The 15,398-nt window shown below is 63.7% G+C and carries 18 protein-coding genes; 9 read left to right on the top strand and 9 right to left on the bottom strand.

Features of this window, described 5'->3' with window-relative positions; all coding sequences use genetic code 11:
• The first annotated feature begins 88 nt into the window (after positions 1-88).
• Entirely contained in the window at positions 89-769 is a 681-nt protein-coding gene (locus tag ACFQ6H_RS18190) for a FadR/GntR family transcriptional regulator (protein ID WP_378647682.1), read from the top strand.
• Here ACFQ6H_RS18190 and ACFQ6H_RS18185 read toward each other — a convergent pair.
• From ACFQ6H_RS18185 to ACFQ6H_RS18175, 3 genes are read right to left on the bottom strand one after another with little or no spacing between them, the layout of a single operon-like run.
• Positions 766-1,620, bottom strand: coding sequence for a TIGR02569 family protein (locus ACFQ6H_RS18185; protein ID WP_007731227.1), 855 nt, complete (start codon positions 1,618-1,620; stop codon positions 766-768). The two genes, ACFQ6H_RS18190 and ACFQ6H_RS18185, sit on opposite strands and share 4 nt — an antisense overlap.
• 45 nt (positions 1,621-1,665) lie before the next feature.
• Positions 1,666-2,853, bottom strand: a complete 1,188-nt coding sequence (moeZ, locus tag ACFQ6H_RS18180; RefSeq protein WP_378647680.1) for an adenylyltransferase/sulfurtransferase MoeZ — start codon at positions 2,851-2,853, stop codon at positions 1,666-1,668.
• A gap of 48 nt (positions 2,854-2,901) precedes the next feature.
• The gene (locus ACFQ6H_RS18175; protein WP_374227984.1) at positions 2,902-3,948 is read right to left on the bottom strand and encodes a DUF3152 domain-containing protein; all 1,047 of its coding nucleotides are present in this window, start codon (positions 3,946-3,948) and stop codon (positions 2,902-2,904) included.
• A gap of 330 nt (positions 3,949-4,278) precedes the next feature.
• Here ACFQ6H_RS18175 and ACFQ6H_RS18170 point away from each other — a divergent pair, with 330 nt between their 5' ends.
• The gene (locus ACFQ6H_RS18170) at positions 4,279-4,950 is read left to right on the top strand and encodes a TetR/AcrR family transcriptional regulator (protein WP_230812633.1); all 672 of its coding nucleotides are present in this window, start codon (positions 4,279-4,281) and stop codon (positions 4,948-4,950) included.
• Between the two features lie 71 nt (positions 4,951-5,021).
• Here the strand turns inward: ACFQ6H_RS18170 and ACFQ6H_RS18165 are convergent, their stop codons facing one another.
• Positions 5,022-5,252: a DUF3107 domain-containing protein gene (locus ACFQ6H_RS18165; RefSeq protein ID WP_230812632.1), complete on the bottom strand. Its 231-nt coding sequence runs from the start codon at positions 5,250-5,252 to the stop codon at positions 5,022-5,024.
• 107 nt (positions 5,253-5,359) lie between these two features.
• Positions 5,360-6,055, bottom strand: coding sequence for a ferritin-like fold-containing protein (locus tag ACFQ6H_RS18160; protein ID WP_029255047.1), 696 nt, complete (start codon positions 6,053-6,055; stop codon positions 5,360-5,362).
• A gap of 400 nt (positions 6,056-6,455) precedes the next feature.
• Here ACFQ6H_RS18160 and ACFQ6H_RS18155 point away from each other — a divergent pair, with 400 nt between their 5' ends.
• Positions 6,456-8,045, top strand: a complete 1,590-nt coding sequence (locus tag ACFQ6H_RS18155) for a DEAD/DEAH box helicase (protein ID WP_378647783.1) — start codon at positions 6,456-6,458, stop codon at positions 8,043-8,045.
• 9 nt (positions 8,046-8,054) lie between these two features.
• Positions 8,055-9,257, top strand: a complete 1,203-nt coding sequence (locus ACFQ6H_RS18150) for a hypothetical protein (protein WP_378449210.1) — start codon at positions 8,055-8,057, stop codon at positions 9,255-9,257.
• Positions 9,258-9,272: 15 nt separating this feature from the next.
• Here the strand turns inward: ACFQ6H_RS18150 and ACFQ6H_RS18145 are convergent, their stop codons facing one another.
• Complete coding sequence (locus tag ACFQ6H_RS18145) at positions 9,273-10,070, bottom strand: ParA family protein (protein WP_378534032.1); 798 nt, start codon at positions 10,068-10,070, stop codon at positions 9,273-9,275.
• 71 nt (positions 10,071-10,141) lie between these two features.
• On the opposite strand from ACFQ6H_RS18145, the gene ACFQ6H_RS18140 reads away from it, so the two are divergent.
• Together ACFQ6H_RS18140 and ACFQ6H_RS18135 are read left to right on the top strand one after the other, a co-directional pair.
• On the top strand, positions 10,142-10,765 hold the full coding sequence (locus tag ACFQ6H_RS18140) for an acid phosphatase (RefSeq protein WP_230812622.1): 624 nt from the start codon (positions 10,142-10,144) through the stop codon (positions 10,763-10,765).
• Between the two features lie 10 nt (positions 10,766-10,775).
• Positions 10,776-11,255 (top strand): GNAT family N-acetyltransferase, encoded by a 480-nt coding sequence (locus tag ACFQ6H_RS18135; protein ID WP_003940724.1) that lies wholly within the window; start codon positions 10,776-10,778, stop codon positions 11,253-11,255.
• Positions 11,256-11,275: 20 nt separating this feature from the next.
• Here the strand turns inward: ACFQ6H_RS18135 and ACFQ6H_RS18130 are convergent, their stop codons facing one another.
• Positions 11,276-11,758, bottom strand: a complete 483-nt coding sequence (locus ACFQ6H_RS18130) for a hypothetical protein (RefSeq protein WP_378449212.1) — start codon at positions 11,756-11,758, stop codon at positions 11,276-11,278.
• 41 nt (positions 11,759-11,799) lie between these two features.
• On the opposite strand from ACFQ6H_RS18130, the gene ACFQ6H_RS18125 reads away from it, so the two are divergent.
• Complete coding sequence (locus ACFQ6H_RS18125; protein ID WP_378647678.1) at positions 11,800-12,756, top strand: diacylglycerol/lipid kinase family protein; 957 nt, start codon at positions 11,800-11,802, stop codon at positions 12,754-12,756.
• Positions 12,757-13,011: 255 nt separating this feature from the next.
• Positions 13,012-13,266: a WhiB family transcriptional regulator gene (locus tag ACFQ6H_RS18120; protein WP_003940950.1), complete on the top strand. Its 255-nt coding sequence runs from the start codon at positions 13,012-13,014 to the stop codon at positions 13,264-13,266.
• 155 nt (positions 13,267-13,421) lie between these two features.
• On the opposite strand, the gene ACFQ6H_RS18115 is transcribed toward ACFQ6H_RS18120, so the two are convergent.
• The gene (locus tag ACFQ6H_RS18115) at positions 13,422-14,924 is read right to left on the bottom strand and encodes a sensor histidine kinase (RefSeq protein WP_230812615.1); all 1,503 of its coding nucleotides are present in this window, start codon (positions 14,922-14,924) and stop codon (positions 13,422-13,424) included.
• An 8-nt stretch (positions 14,925-14,932) separates the two neighbouring features.
• Positions 14,933-15,148, bottom strand: a complete 216-nt coding sequence (locus tag ACFQ6H_RS18110; protein ID WP_007731208.1) for a biotin/lipoyl-binding carrier protein — start codon at positions 15,146-15,148, stop codon at positions 14,933-14,935.
• Positions 15,149-15,284: 136 nt separating this feature from the next.
• Between ACFQ6H_RS18110 and ACFQ6H_RS18105 the strand changes: the two genes are divergently transcribed.
• Positions 15,285-15,359, top strand: coding sequence for a 50S ribosomal protein bL37 (locus ACFQ6H_RS18105; protein WP_022597109.1), 75 nt, complete (start codon positions 15,285-15,287; stop codon positions 15,357-15,359).
• The last annotated feature ends 39 nt before the right edge of the window (positions 15,360-15,398 follow it).

Genomic DNA, 15,398 nt, shown 5'->3' with positions numbered 1-15,398 from the left:
GACCGGACGAACTCGCACAAGCGCGGTACTCTAACGTCACATTCACACCACGACCCAGAGTCACAACCCGGACCCGAGGAAACACCACGTGCAACCCGTTCGACGCGCAAGCCTCATCTCGCAGGTCACCGAACAACTCCGCAACGAAATCCGGAGCGGAACCTGGCCGATCGGCTCCAAAATCCCCACCGAACCGGAACTGTCGGAGCTGACCGGCACCGGACGCAACACGGTGCGCGAGGCGGTCCAGGCGCTCGTTCACGCCGGAATGCTGGAACGTCGTCAGGGATCGGGCACCTACGTCGTTGCCATCTCCGACCTCGGCGGCACTCTCGGCAACTACTTTGCCGGCGCCCACCAGCGGGATGTGCTCGAACTCAGGCGCGCGCTCGACATCACCGCGGCCACTCTCGCCGCCGCACGCCGAACCGAAGACGACATCGCCGAACTGACGCGCTTACTCGCGCTCCGCACCGCGTCGTGGGAAGGCCAGGACATCGACGCCGCCACCACTGCGGACGTCGCCCTGCACCGGGCGATAGTCGCGGCCAGCCACAACGAGGTCTACCTGGAGTTCTACGACTCCCTGCTCCCGGTCATCGAAACCACGATTCAACAGCACATCGATGCGACCGGTGAGGGATTTCACTCGCAGCACGCGAAGCTCGTCGAGGCTGTCGTCGACGGGGACACGGTGGCCGCCTCGAACGCCGCACGCGAATTGTTCGAGGGCCTGGTCTCGGACTTCGGTGCAGGTGCGGCCCTCTAGAGCAGCAAGCGCACGATGTCGGACGTGCGAGCCAGTCCCGGAAACGCGTCCGCCGTCGAGCGAGGATGAAGAACATGAACGGCCAAGCGGAACATCACCGCACGTAGAAGCATCTGCGGCCACTCAGGTAGGTCTTCCCAACGGCCGACCAACGCCTCGTCGGCACCGCCCCACGAGATCGCGTCGACCACCGCGACGGCGGCCGCCCACGCTGCCGGACGCCAATACGGCGTGATGTCGGTGATTCCGGGCGCCATACTGCCCGAGAACAGCACTGTCCCGAACAAATCGCCGTGCACGAGCTGGTCGGGACTCTGCACCGGCTTACGCAAAGTCGCGAGCCCGGCAATCAGTTCCAGACTCTTGCGGCCGTCCGGCGTAGGCGTCTCGAGCTGCTCGACGCCCTTCGCGATCCTCAGCGGAACCGTCTCCCACGCCGCGCGATCAGCCGCGACGAATACGTCGACCTCGGCCCACGGCGGCACCGGCGGTTGCGCAAGGAAGCGCGGGCGCTCGAGCGAGGCCGTCGCCGCATGCAGTCGGCAGGACATCGAGACCACTTCGTCGTGACGCGGTTCCGGCGATCCGACGATGAATGTGTCGGCGCGCCAGCCCGAGACGACGTACCGACCGTCGGTCGAACGCACCGGCCGAGCCAGTCGAACACCGTCGACTTCGAGGTTCTCTCGCACCTTCGCCGACCACGCTGCGCGGGCATGATCCGCGACTGCTGAAAGGACGACGTCTCCACACAGCCAACCGCCGTCCCAATCCGCACCGAGCGGGATGGGGTCGACTTCACGTAGGCCAAAGGTGGAGCACACGTGCTGGGGAGGTTGGCCTGTGCTCACACCACAACGCTACCGGTGCGCACCGCTGCCTCCCGCGAGGCGCGCCTAGTAGACCGGCAGACTCGCATCCACTTGGTTCGCCCAGGCGATCGCGCCGCCCTGAACGTGAACTGCGTCGGCGAAGCCCGCGTTCTTGAGAAAGGCCAGTGCCTCGGCCGAACGAATTCCGGTCTTGCAGTACAGGACTATCTGCTTGTTCTGCGGCAAGGTCGCCAGGGCTTCACCGGACAGGATGCGGTCCTTCGGGATCAGCACCGCCCCCGGCAGATGCATGATGTCCCATTCGACCGGTTCTCGTACGTCGACCAATTCGATCGATCGACCCTCGCCGATCATGGCCTTCAGTTCCGGCGCCGTGATCGTCGATCCGGCAGCGGCAGCGCTCGCCTCTTCGGACACGACACCACAGAACGCGTCGTAGTCGATCAAAGCGGTGACCGGAACTCTGGTCGGATCACGCTGAAGGCGGATCGTCCGGAACGTCATCGCAAGTGCGTCGTAGATCATCAGGCGTCCGAGAAGAGGTTCACCGATTCCGGTGATGAGCTTGACCGCCTCGGTCGCCATGATCGAACCGATGGTCGCCGGCAGGACTCCGAGAACGCCGCCCTCGGCACACGAGGGGACCATGCCCGGCGGCGGCGCCTCGGGGTAGAGGTCGCGATAGTTCAGTCCCGCACCGTCCGGGGCGTCTTCCCAGAAGACCGAGACCTGCCCTTCGAAACGGTAGATCGAGCCCCACACGTACGGCTTTCCGGCGATCACGGCGGCATCGTTGACGAGGTACCGCGTCGCGAAGTTGTCCGTGCCGTCGAGGATCAGGTCGTACTCGGAGAACAACTCGACCGCGTTGGAGTTGTCCAGGCGGAACTCGTGCAACCGGACGTCGACGTGTTCGTTGATCTCGAGAATGGACTCTTTCGCGCTGATCGCCTTCGGGCGTCCGACGTCGGAACGTCCGTGAATCACCTGACGCTGCAGGTTCGACATGTCGACCTCGTCGAACTCGACGATTCCGATCGTGCCCACTCCTGCAGCGGCGAGATAGAGCAGTGCAGGCGAACCCAATCCACCGGCGCCGATGAAGAGGACCCGTGCATTCTTGAGCCGCTTCTGACCGGTCATGCCGACGTTCGGAATGATCAGGTGCCTGCTGTACCGGGCAACTTCCTCCCGGCTCAACTCGGCTGCCGGCTCCACCAGTGGTGGCAATACGACGGGTGTTGCAGACACCGCGAAACACTCCTAGTTCAAGACGAGATCAGGGGGTTCTTGATCCGGTCACGCTCGGGGGTACGGCCACGGATTGAAGCGGCACGTGAGTCCGTTCATCGGAACGACGCCCTCGGGATCCAGCCTAGCGATGTCGTTGTTCGCGGTTCCGAAGGTCTGCTGCATCATGATCGGCGCGAGTCCGCCCTCGGTCTCGCACGGCTGATGAGCGGCGTAACCGATGGCATGGCCGACCTCGTGATTGATCTGATACTGGCGATACGAACCGATGTCACCCTGGAACGAAATGGCGCCTCGAACCCACCGCGGTTCGTTGAGCAGGACTCGGTCCATGCTCGGGTTGTAGCAGGATCCTTCGAGTTCGATCTCGTAGCCGCAGCCTTCGCGGATAGTCATCTGCGAGGTCAGGGAGATCCGGAAGTCCGGCTCACCCGCGTCGACGCGCCGGAACGCGACCTTGGGATCGTTGGTCCAACTCTTCGGATTGGCCAGTGTCTGATCGACCATGCGTCCGTACGATTCGTCACCGCCGAAGCCTGTGGTGTCGACGCCGTCCTCGATCTCGACCGTGTACGTGAACTCGCGTTCGGTTCCCTGTCCGACCTTGCCCGTCGTACCCGGTACGACATGCCACGTACCACCGCCGGCGACGGTGAACGGACCACCGTCGGGAAGTGCACCGGACGGAATCGACGACGCAAAAGTTCCGTCTCCGGCCGGTGGTGCGCCGATGACGTCGGTTCCGTCGGTGCTGTGCGCGAGGTCGGCGGTGGCCGACGTCTTACTCGCGGACTCGGTGGTGTCCGGACGTACTGCATCGACGATCACGAGGATGGTGAGCACCACGAGGACCGGGATCGCGTAGGCCCGCCAGCCGTACGTCGAGACGAAGCGCCCGAGTTTGCTCTGCTTTCGCGCTGCCCGGTCCGGCCGCGGATTGCGCGGCGTTCGGCCCACTTCTCGTTTGGTCGGATCCCATTGGGCACGCAAAGGCTGATGGGAGGAAATGCCTCGATAGTCGCGTTCGCCGTAGGCACGATCGTCCGGCACCTCCGGCCGACGTTCGTCGCGGGGTGCTCCAGTTCCGCTACGCATTCGAAGTTCCTCACGATCAGGGTTCTGCGTAGTTCGTCCACGCATGCGCGGTCCCCCTGGGTCAGTCACGTCGTCCAGAATCTCACACACGGCAAGTCGCTCGCCCAGGCTGACCGAAACCTGCTGGTCCTGGCGTGTCATGACGACCCCTCGTGTAACGAGAAAGACCGCCGGTCTCGCTCACCGAGGCACACGCGACTCGCCCGGGCGACACACGGTATCGTTCATTCGGCTACGACCGGTGTGACGGAGGATACTGGCGGGTACGCACACGCGACTCGCGGATCCGCGCGCCGACCGACTTTTACTTTTGCTCAGATTGGAAGCGACATGACAGAACTCGCGGATCGGACAGACTCCGATCGCGGTACAACGGCCGGCAAGCCTGCCGGAACACGTCGCAGCACCCGCCTCCCCCGCGATGCGCGCCGCCTCCAGCTCCTCGCAGCTGCAAGCGAGGTCTTCGTCGCGAACGGGTACCACTCGGCCGGTATGGACGAGATCGCCGAATGCGCCGGTGTCAGCAAGCCAGTCTTGTACCAACATTTCCCAGGCAAGCTCGAACTGTACGTAGCGGTTCTCCAGAGCTACGTCGACAGTCTCATCTCGGGAGTGCGCCAAGCTCTGCGATCGACGACGGACAACAAACAGCGTGTCCGCGCCGCAGTCCAGGCGTTCTTCGACTTCGTCGACAACGACTCGCAGGGTTTCCGCCTGGTGTTCGAGTCCGACATCATGGGCGAGCCCCAGGTGCAGACGCGCGTCGAACAAGCCACCGAAGCCTGCGTCGACGCCGTGTTCGACCTGGTCAGCCAGGATTCCGGACTCGATCCGTATCGCGCACGCATCCTTGCCGTCGGGCTTGTCGGTGCCAGCCAGTTCACCGCGCGGTACTGGCTCGAAGCTGCCCGACCCATTCCCAAGGAAGAAGCCGTAGAGATCACGGTGGCACTGGCATGGGGCGGCCTCTCCCACGTGCCGCTGCAGGCCGAAACCAAGTAACCGAACCCCAGAACGAGAATGGGCGGGCAGTCGTAACGACTGCCCGCCCATTCTGCTGTTACAGCTACGCGTCAGACGGTAGGCGCGAACCCGACCTTGCGGATATCGGACGGGCCGATCTCCACGTACGCCACACGAGCAGCCTGCACCAGGAACTTGCGGCCCTTGTCGTCGACGAGTGCCAGAACCGGCTCACGGCCACCGAGGACAGCCGCGACCTGTGTCTCGACCTCGTCAGGGGTCTGTTCGCTGTTGACGATGAGCTCACGCGGGCTGTCGATTACACCGATCTTGACCTCCACGGTCAACCTCCGAACTGTTCGTGAATTACATCCGTTGTCGACGCAAGGCTAATGCAGCAGCGACCGCCCACGCTCCTCTGCACGCTGTGCCCAGAGCGAACAGGCACCTAGACGAGTCCGAGGATCGCCATCCGCTCGGCATGCTTGGCCTGCATACCGTCGAACAACGCAACAACTCCGTTGAGATCGCCGGAGGCCGAGATCACCAGATCCGTGAGGTCCTCACGCTGCGCCAACACGAACTGCGCCTGTGTGATCGCCTCACCGAGGAGTCGGCGTCCCCACAACATCAACCGGTCCTTGGCGCGGGTACTGGCCTCTACTGCAGCCTTCACCTCGAGCACCACGAACTCCGAGTGGCCCGTTTGAGAGAGCACGTCCTCCACGATCTCGGCCACATCCGCCGGGAGTGAATGCCCGATCTCGCGGTAGAAATCGGCAGCGATTCCGTCTCCGACATACGCCTTCACGAGCGATTCCAGCCACGTCGACGGCGTGGTCGACGCGTGATAATTGTCGAGAGCGCGAACGAACGGGTCCATGACGGCAAAGATCTCGTGGCCACGTTCCGTCAACGCTGTTTCGAGAGTCTCGAAGTGGTCCATCTCGGCGGCGGCCATGCTGGCGAACGCCACCTTGCCGCGCAGGTCCGGTGCCATTTGTGCGTCTTCCGCCAAACGGTAGAACGCCGAAATCTCGCCATACGCGAGAACGGCAAACAAATCGATCACGCCAGGGTGATCGGAAGCGACTCGGCCTCCGGTTCCAGCGTCCGTCGAAGCATCAAGATCGTGTGCGCCCATGACTACGAACTGTAGTGCTTCGACGGCCGACGCGACCGCCAAGGACCGCATGTCCGATTCGGTGATCTTCGACATGTCATCGCGAGGGGCGGACAACGTGCAGCTACAATGGTCTTGGGAGTTCGCCAGTTCCCCCGGCTCTTATGGTTAGCCGGGACGGCTGCTTTAGATCAGCCGACACGACTGTGATCACGCGGACCCCACCGATAATGTGCGCGCACCTGCATCGACGGTTGTTGCCCGCTTCGCCGAGATCTCCGGACGGTTCGAATTCGTCCGAGTGGAATTCAGTGCTGAGGCGTAGGCATGACCGAAGAAAAAGAGGGCATCGACATCGGCCGACTTACGGCCTGGCCCCTTACCTTGTGCGTGCGTACCGCCACGAGGAAAGGCTAGTCCCCTGAGCAAGATCACTGTCGACCACGAAGACGAAGCAACCGAGAACACCGTTTCCGTCCAGCTCGACGACACCCACGTACCCCCGACCTTTACCGAACTCGGTGTCCGCGACGAAATCGTCCGCGCACTGAACGAGATCGGCATCGAGCGCACCTTCGCCATCCAGGAACTCACCCTTCCGCTGGCTCTCGCCGGTGACGACCTCATCGGTCAGGCACGAACCGGAATGGGCAAGACCTTCGGTTTCGGCGTCCCGCTTCTGCATCGCATCGTCACCGCCGAGAACGGCACGGCTGTCCTCGACGGCACTCCCCGCGCCCTGATCATCGTTCCCACCCGCGAACTGTGCATCCAGGTCGCCCGCGACCTCGAGAACGCCAGCAAGTACCTCCGCGTCGGCGATCGTGGTCTCCAGGTTCTGCCCATCTACGGCGGCCGGCCGTACGAGGCGCAGATCTCGGCACTCCAGAAGGGCGTCGACGTCGTCGTCGGTACCCCGGGCCGCCTGCTCGACCTCGCCAACCAGTCGCATCTGATCCTGGGCAAGGTCGGCGTCCTCGTCCTCGACGAGGCCGACGAAATGCTCGACCTCGGCTTCCTGCCCGACATCGAACGCCTGATGGGCATGGTCCCTGACAAGCGTCAGACGATGCTCTTCTCCGCGACGATGCCCGGCCCGATCATCACCCTGGCGCGCACCTTCCTGACGCAGCCGACTCACATCCGCGCCGAAGAGGCCGAATCCTCCGCGGTGCACGACCGCACGAGCCAGCACATCTACCGTGCACACGCGCTCGACAAGGCCGAGATGGTCGCGCGCGTCCTGCAGGCCGAAGGCCGCGGCGCGACGATGATCTTCACCCGCACCAAGCGCACCGCCCAGAAGGTTGCCGACGATCTTGCCGAGCGCGGCTTCTCCGTCGGTGCCGTCCACGGTGACCTCGGACAGATCGCCCGTGAAAAGGCGCTGAAGGGCTTCCGCAACGGAAAGGTCGACGTTCTGGTCGCCACCGACGTCGCTGCCCGCGGTATCGACATCGACGACGTCACCCACGTCATCAACTACCAGTGCCCCGAGGACGAGAAGACCTACGTCCACCGCATCGGTCGTACCGGCCGTGCAGGCCGCACCGGCATCGCGGTCACACTGGTCGACTGGGACGACATCCCTCGCTGGCAGCTCATCGACAAGGCCCTTAGCCTCGGAATCCCCGACCCGGTCGAGACGTACTCGAGCTCGCCGCACCTCTACGAAGAGCTGTCGATTCCGGCCGATGCCAAGGGCACTGTCCGCAAGGCGAAGCCTGCGCCCGAGAAGGCCGCAACGGACAAGGCAGACGCACCGAAGTCGACCGACTCGGACGGCACCGAAGAGAAGGCCGCTCCCCGCCGCAACCGGACCCGTCGCCGCACCCGCGCCGGCGCTTCGGCCGACGCCACGACCGGCACCACCGCTACCGCGACCACCGCTCCCCCTTCGGCACCCGCCGCAACCGGTGCCGAGAACACGGACGACGACGGAGCAGCCAAGCCGCGTCGACGTCGGCGTCGTCGCCCCGCGGCTACCGCGACGGCAGGCGCCGCAGAGTAAGCTGCCGATGTGCTGGCTCCTGAAAGGCGTACTCGCTCGGATCTGATCGGTGCGCTGGCTCTCGCGCTGGCCGTAGTCGTAGCGGTGACCGTGGTGTGGTTGCGCAGTGATGCGCACGGAACCACCTCGGTCACCGCTGACACGTCACTCCCACCTCTGTCGACGTCGGTGTTGTTGCCCGACATCCTGAAGCAGACGTGGGAATCCCCCAGCGCCGCCTCGACGGCGCCCATCACCGTCGGAAATGCCGTCGTCACCGCCGACGGTTCCGAAGTGATCGGCCGCGATCCGGCTACGGGCGAAGAAGTGTGGCGGTACGCGCGCAACATCGCTCTGTGCGGCGCGATCGGTTCGTGGGATCGCGTCGTCGGTGTCTACCAAGACAATCGTGGTTGCTCGCAGGTCACGTCGCTGGTCGCAGACACCGGTGCCCGCAAGGACCAACGCAACAGCGACGCCGATTCCGCGGTCAGCCTTTCAGCGGACGGCACCTACCTGATTTCGCGCGGCAGTGAGCGAATGGAACTGTGGCGCTCGGACCTCGTCCGAACCCTCGAGTACGGCCGGGTCGACGCGAAGGTCAACCCCAACAAGCAACCCCGCACCGGATGCACGCTGCTCGATGCTGCGTCGAGCGCCAACCGAGTCTCGGTACTCGAACGCTGCCCCGGTGAAGCCTCCAACAGGTTGACGGTGATGAATCCCGCACCCAAGGACGCCCAGGAACCCGAAGAGTACGGATCCGCGATTCTCCTCGACTCGGAGGGCGCCCGCCTGCTTGCCGTGGCCGGCGAGAAGACGGCGGTCTATCTCCCAGCAGCCAACGGAACCGTTTCTCGCATAAGTATTTTCGACGGATCCGGCAATCCGATCGTCGACTATCCGATCGAGGGAACGGTGACCGAAGGCGCCCGCACCCACGCCGACAAGGCTTCGATCACGTGGTGGACCGGCTCGCAGACCGTCAACCTGCGCCTGAACGATCTCGCTCCGACGTGGATCGTCAACGGAACGTCCGGGCCCGGAAGCATGGTCGCCGGTCAGATGCTCATCCCCGTTCCGGGCGGCATTGCAGCCGTCAGCCCTTCGGACGGAACGGTTCAGCGCATGCTCGCCGTCGACCGAGGTGAGACGACGACACCGATCGTGCTCGCCAGTGCGGGCGAGACGATTCTGGAACAGCGCGGCGACACCGTGTTCGCGCTGCGCTAGAATTTCTCGCTGCGCTCAGAGCGTCAGTTCGGGCGCGAAAGTCACGACTTCGTTTCCAGCCCAATGCTTCAAAAGATTGTCGGCGAGTTCACGATAGGCGTCCGCGCCCTTGTTCTTTCGTCCCGCGAGGACCGTCGCGCCCGAAGCAGAGGCCTCCGCGAACTTGACGGTGCGTGGGATCGGCGGCGCCAGAACGGCCAGGGAGTAGCGGTCGCTGACGTCGGCGAGCACGTCGCGACTGTGAGTGGTCCGAGCGTCGTACAGAGTCGGAAGTGCCCCGAGCAGAACAAGATCCGGGTTGGTGATGGCCTGGACTTCACGAACCGTGCGCAGCAGCTGTCCGACGCCGCGGTGCGCGAGGGTCTCGCATTGCAGCGGGACCAGAACCGACTGCGCCGCAGTCAATCCGTTGAGTGTGAGCACTCCCAACGACGGCGGGCAGTCGATGATGATGACGTCGTAACTACCCAGGAGCGGAGACAGCGCCCGCTTGAGCGCGAACTCGCGACCGGGTCGCATCAGGAGCAGCGCTTCGGCGCCCGCGAGATCGATGGTCGCCGGCAGGAGGTCCATGCCGTCTTCCGTCTGCAGCACGGCGTCAACCGCGTCGAGATCACCCGCCAGGACCTCGTTGACCGAACGCTCGAGGCGATCCGGATTGTGTCCGAGCGAGAACGTCAGGCAGCCCTGCGGGTCGAGATCCACCACCAGGACTCGCTGTCCGAGCGCGGACAAAGCCGCACCGAGGGAGGCGACCGTGGTGGTTTTAGCCACGCCGCCCTTTTGATTCGCCACTGCGAGAACCGTCGTCACACGTAGATCCTTGCGCACTTCGCGCCAGGAGGCGAGCTACACACGCGAGGCAGCCTGCAATGATGGTCCACATGGCTTCCCAGTCCGCCCCCTCGGCTATCCCCCTCAACGCTCGCGTCGTACTCATGCGCCACGGTGAAACCGAGTGGGCGCGCACCGGGAAACACACGGGACGGACCGAGGTTCCGCTGACTCCGCTCGGCGAGATGCAGGCCACCGCGACCGGAAACCGCCTGCGGACACTCGACCTCCGCAATCCCATGATTCTCACGAGTCCTCGCTTGCGCGCTCAGTTGACCGGTGATCTCGCCGGCCTTCCGGAGGAGCGAACCTGGGATGCGCTCTCCGAATGGGACTACGGCGACTACGAGGGCCTCACGACGCCCGAGATCCGCGCAACAGTGCCCGACTGGACCGTCTGGACACACCCGTGCCCCGGCGGCGAGCAGTCGGATCAGATCCATGCCCGCACCGACATGGTGCTGTCGATGGTGCGTTCACAACTACCCGAGCGGGACGTGATCTTGATCGGGCACGGACACTTCTCGCGCGCACTCATCGCCCGCTGGCTCGAGCTCCCGGTGACGGAAGGAAAGCGTTTCGCGTTGTTCCCGGGTGCATACACGGTTCTCGGCTACGAGCACGGCGCCACCCACCTCGTTCATCACAATGTGCCGCCGCTGGTCGAGGCTTAAGATTCTCTCCATGATTCGACGCGCCACGCCCGCAGATGTCCAGCCGATCACCGACATGATCTACGAGTTGGCGGACTACCAGAAGGCCCTCGACGAGTGCACCGTGAAGGCGGAACAGATCGGCGAGGCTCTGTTCGGGCCGGCCGCGACGGCCTTCGCACACGTAGCTGTGAATTCAGCCGACGACGTCGTCGGCATGGCGCTGTGGTTTCGCAATTTCTCGACCTGGGACGGCGCGCACGGCATCTACCTCGAAGATCTGTACGTCAAGCCCAGCCAGCGCGGATCAGGGCACGGGAAGGCTCTTCTGGCCGCACTTGCCAAGGAGTGCACCGACAACGACTACACGCGGCTGTCCTGGTCGGTGCTCAACTGGAACACCCCCTCGATCAAGTTCTACGAGTCACTCGGCGCCGACGCGAAAACCGAGTGGACCACGTATCGCCTGACCGGCACCCACCTCGGAGCTCTCGCCGCCGAAGCTGAGTAGGTCTGAAGCAGAGTCGGCGGTCAGCCTTTTTTGTCCTGCGGCTCTTCGGGCTCGTCAGCGCCGGGATTTCCCTCTTCCGGCGATACCTCGTCTGCGTACGCGCCGTACTCCGCTGCCATCCACCGAGACGTCGGCGCCGAGAACAGGCAGCCGAGGGCGCCGAGAACGACGACACCCAGAACGACGCCGAGCAGCACCTGATGCGAATCGGTCAGCAGCGACCAGGCGACCGGCAGGAGCAGCAACTGGGCGACGACGGCGATTGCCCGGCCCCATCGGCGACCGTTCAGCAGAGCGATACCGGCAGCCAACACCGCTCCGCCGAGAATCGCGACCCAGGCGGCGAAGCCGTACCCGTTGGTGACGCTCTGATCGTGCCCGGTTGCGCCGCGAATCACCGCGACGATCGCGAACCCGGCGGCAACCAGCCCTTGCAGCGTCACGAGGGCACCTGCCCATCTGACTGTCTTGGGCAGGGCGTTCGGACTGGCGGTATTCGGCACGAGGCCAGCCTAGAACACGACACCGGATAGGCTCATGCCCCGTGCGCGCACTGCTGATCGTCAATCCCAATGCCACCTCCACCACCGCCGCCGGTCGTGACCTGTTGGCACACGCCCTCGAGAGCCGGGTGCGACTTACTGTGGCGCACACCACACATCGTGGACACGCTGCCGAACTGGCGCGCGAAGCCCACGAAGACGGCTTCGGCTCGGTGATCGTCCACGGCGGCGACGGAACGGTCAACGAAGTGGTCAACGGACTGCTCGGGGCACCGCATCCCGCGTCGATGAAATCGGTTCCGGTCGGTCCGATCCCGACGATCGCGGTCGTTCCAGGGGGCTCGGCAAACGTTTTCGCGCGTTCACTCGGTATTGCCGCCGACCCGATCGACGCCACAAACCAACTCGTCGACCTACTCTCGGAGCGGACGAGACGCCGAATCGGGCTCGCACATTGCGACAACCGTTGGTTCACGTTCAATGCCGGAATGGGCCTCGACGCCGATGTGTGCGAAGCCGTCGACGCCAGCCGCAAGAATGGTGACGCTGCCACGCCCGCCCGATATGTCCGAACCGCGATCGCAGCGTTCTTCCGCGCGAAGCGAGCCGAACCAGCCCTGACGGTCCACCTTCCCGATCAGGATCCCGTCTCCGGAGTCCACTACGCGTTCGTGTCGAACTCGAGCCCGTGGACATATCTGGAAGAGCGTCCCGTACACACCAATCCGGGGACCACCTTCGACAGCGGACTCGGAATCTTCGCCATGACGAGCACCAAAGTCCTACCGTCCCTGCGGGTTGTGCGGCAGCTCCTCGCGCGCGGCGCAGAGCCGAAATCGAAGGTCCTCCTACGCACCGACGACGTCCTGACAATCACCATCGAATCGTCGCGACCGATCGGACTCCAGATGGACGGCGACTACATCGGACTTCGCGAAAAGGTCGAATTCACCTCGGTCCCGGATGCACTGGAAGTGTTCGCGCCGATTACGACGTGAGTCAGGCAACACGTTTGACCTGCGAAAACTCTGGTGCCGAATAACCAAAATCGGGTAAAATGCCGGTGACGACCAGGTGGCCGTCAGGTGTGTCACAAATTAGTGAGTTGGCCCACGAACCCGTTCAAACCTATTGACATACCGCGAGTTCGTGAAAGCATTCACAAGTAACAGTGCGGAAACGTTGATGACGCACACACAAACTCATTGGTACCAAATGGTGTGAATACACACCCAATTAAGGAGCGAAAAAAGATGGACTGGCGCCACAACGCAATCTGTCGCGACGAGGATCCCGAACTGTTCTTCCCCGTGGGAAACAGTGGACCGGCCCTCGCTCAGATCGCTGATGCCAAGGTTGTCTGCAACCGCTGCCCCGTCACCGCCGAGTGCCTGTCATGGGCCCTCGAGTCCGGTCAGGATGCAGGCGTCTGGGGCGGAATGAGCGAAGACGAGCGTCGCGCACTCAAGCGTCGTAACGCACGTACCCGTGCACGCACTTCCGTCTAGGTAGAACCGAGACGTTCGACTCGCGGCGGAGAACAGCCCCTCCACACAGTCGAAGACGACAGCCCGGCACCACATGGTGCCGGGCTTTTTGTCTGCTCGAATTAACAGCGCTGCTCGAATTAACAGCGCTGCTCGAATTACTGGCGCTGCTCGAATCAGTAACGCGCAGTACGTCTACCGAGCGGCACACGCAGAACCGCGTCGGTGCCGCCGCCACTTCCCGGGTGCAGTCCGAGCGAGCCACCGAGTTCGGCGCCCAGCAGAGTCCGCACGATCTGAAGTCCGAGGCGATCGGACTTCTCGAGGTCGAAGTTCTCCGGCAGGCCGCGCCCGTTGTCGTGGATGATCACGTCCAACCAGCGCGCAGAACGCTCGGCGCTGAGTGTGACCGTGCCGGTGAGTCCCGGATCGAAAGCGTGCTCGATCGCGTTCTGCACCAACTCGGTCAGCACCATGACCAGCGGGGTGGCGCGCTCGGCGGAGAACACTCCGAAACTTCCCTCGCGCCGAATCGTCACCGGCACACCCACTCCCGCGACATCGGAGAGCATGGGAACCAACCGGTCGATCACCTCGTCGAGATCCACCTCTTCGTCCACCGACATCGACAGGGTGTCGTGGACGAGGGCGATGGACGTCACGCGTCGCACCGATTCCGTCAATGCTTGTCGCGCTTCGTCGTTGCCGGTTCGTCTGGCCTGTAGACGCAGAAGTGCCGCGACGGTTTGCAGGTTGTTCTTCACTCGATGGTGAATCTCGCGGATGGTCGCGTCCTTGCTCAGGAGCGCGCGATCACGACGCTTGACCTCGGTGACGTCGCGAACCACGACCGCAGCACCGACGTGCCGACCACCCGGCTTGAGTACCAGAGCGCGCAGCAGAACGGTCGCCCCACGCGCCTCGATCTCCATCCGACGGCCAGGCTTGTCCGCCAACGTATCTCGGATGTAACCCGCAGCTTCCTGAGACTCGAACGGGTCGGTGACCAACGAACGGGTCAATGCCGCGAGATCTTGTCCCACCAGATCCGAACTCAGACCCATCCGGTGATACGCCGAGAGAGCGTTCGGGCTCGCGTAGACGACGGTGCCTTCGGTGTCGAGACGGATGAAACCGTCGCCAGCACGTGGGCTCGAGTTCGTGTCGGAGCGCGATTCTCGGATCGGGAAGGTTCCGTCGCTGATCATCTGACACAGGTCTTCAGCGCAATCGAGATACGCGAGCTCGAGCGGACTCTGCGCTCTCTGGTGTGAGAGGTTGGTGTCGCGGCTCAGAACCGCGATGACTCGCCCGTCCAGACGCACCGGAACCGCTTCCTTACGCGGCGGCATTCCTTTACGCCACGTCTCGTCTTCCCCACGCACGACGCGCCCCTCGACAAGAGCGCGAAGGACCTGAGGATGCTCGGACTCGGAAACGACCGTTCCGACCGCGTCCTCCGGGAAAGCCGTCGATGCCGTGGTCGGCCGGCAGTGCGCTACGCAGATGACCGTCCCTTCGGATCGGTTCTTCTCCGATTCGGTGCCCACCCACAGGAGAACGTCTGCAAAAGAGAGGTCGGCGAGCAGTTGCCACTCCCCCACGACGCGCTGGAGATGGTCGACCGCCGCACCCGGCAGATCGGTGTGTTCGGCGAGGAGGTCACTGAGAGTGGACATCGGCTTACTTAGGAGATCACGGCGATCAGATCGCCTTGCTGAATCACGTCGCCGACCTTGACGCCCACCGTCGTCACCGTTCCCGGAACCTCGGCCAGGACGGGAATTTCCATCTTCATCGATTCGAGGATGACCAGGGTGTCGCCGTCCGCAACGACGTCTCCCTCGCTCACGACGACCTGGTAGACCGTCGAAACCATCTCGGCGCGCACGTCTTCTGCCATCGTGAACCTCACTTCTGTCGGAACTGCACTCTGACCACGAAAATACGTCGACGGATTACTCGATCGACCTGCCAATGGAACCACACCGGCATCGGCGTGAAACAATGACGCGAAAGAAACAGAAGGGAGACCAATCATGGGTAAGCGTGGTCGTAAGAAGCGCAGCCGTAAGGGTAACGCCGCTAACCATGGCAAGCGTCCAAACGCCTGACATGTAGCGCAACAAAACGTCCGAGGGGCGGGGAAGCAT

It is taken from the genome of Rhodococcus sp. NPDC056506 (genome assembly GCF_042794945.1).
Classification (GTDB): domain Bacteria; phylum Actinomycetota; class Actinomycetes; order Mycobacteriales; family Mycobacteriaceae; genus Rhodococcus_F.
Note: the sequence above shows the minus strand (reverse complement) of the source record. Positions and strands in the feature narration are given on the sequence as shown.

Coding starts and splice junctions, on each gene's coding strand:
- ACFQ6H_RS18175 (WP_374227984.1), bottom strand. CDS start 3,948: ATGCGTAGCGGAACTGGAGCACCCCGCGACGAACGTCGGCCGGAGGTG.
- ACFQ6H_RS18170 (WP_230812633.1), top strand. CDS start 4,279: ATGACAGAACTCGCGGATCGGACAGACTCCGATCGCGGTACAACGGCC.
- ACFQ6H_RS18160 (WP_029255047.1), bottom strand. CDS start 6,055: ATGGGCGCACACGATCTTGATGCTTCGACGGACGCTGGAACCGGAGGC.
- ACFQ6H_RS18140 (WP_230812622.1), top strand. CDS start 10,142: ATGGCTTCCCAGTCCGCCCCCTCGGCTATCCCCCTCAACGCTCGCGTC.
- ACFQ6H_RS18135 (WP_003940724.1), top strand. CDS start 10,776: ATGATTCGACGCGCCACGCCCGCAGATGTCCAGCCGATCACCGACATG.
- ACFQ6H_RS18120 (WP_003940950.1), top strand. CDS start 13,012: ATGGACTGGCGCCACAACGCAATCTGTCGCGACGAGGATCCCGAACTG.
- ACFQ6H_RS18115 (WP_230812615.1), bottom strand. CDS start 14,924: ATGTCCACTCTCAGTGACCTCCTCGCCGAACACACCGATCTGCCGGGT.
- ACFQ6H_RS18110 (WP_007731208.1), bottom strand. CDS start 15,148: ATGGCAGAAGACGTGCGCGCCGAGATGGTTTCGACGGTCTACCAGGTC.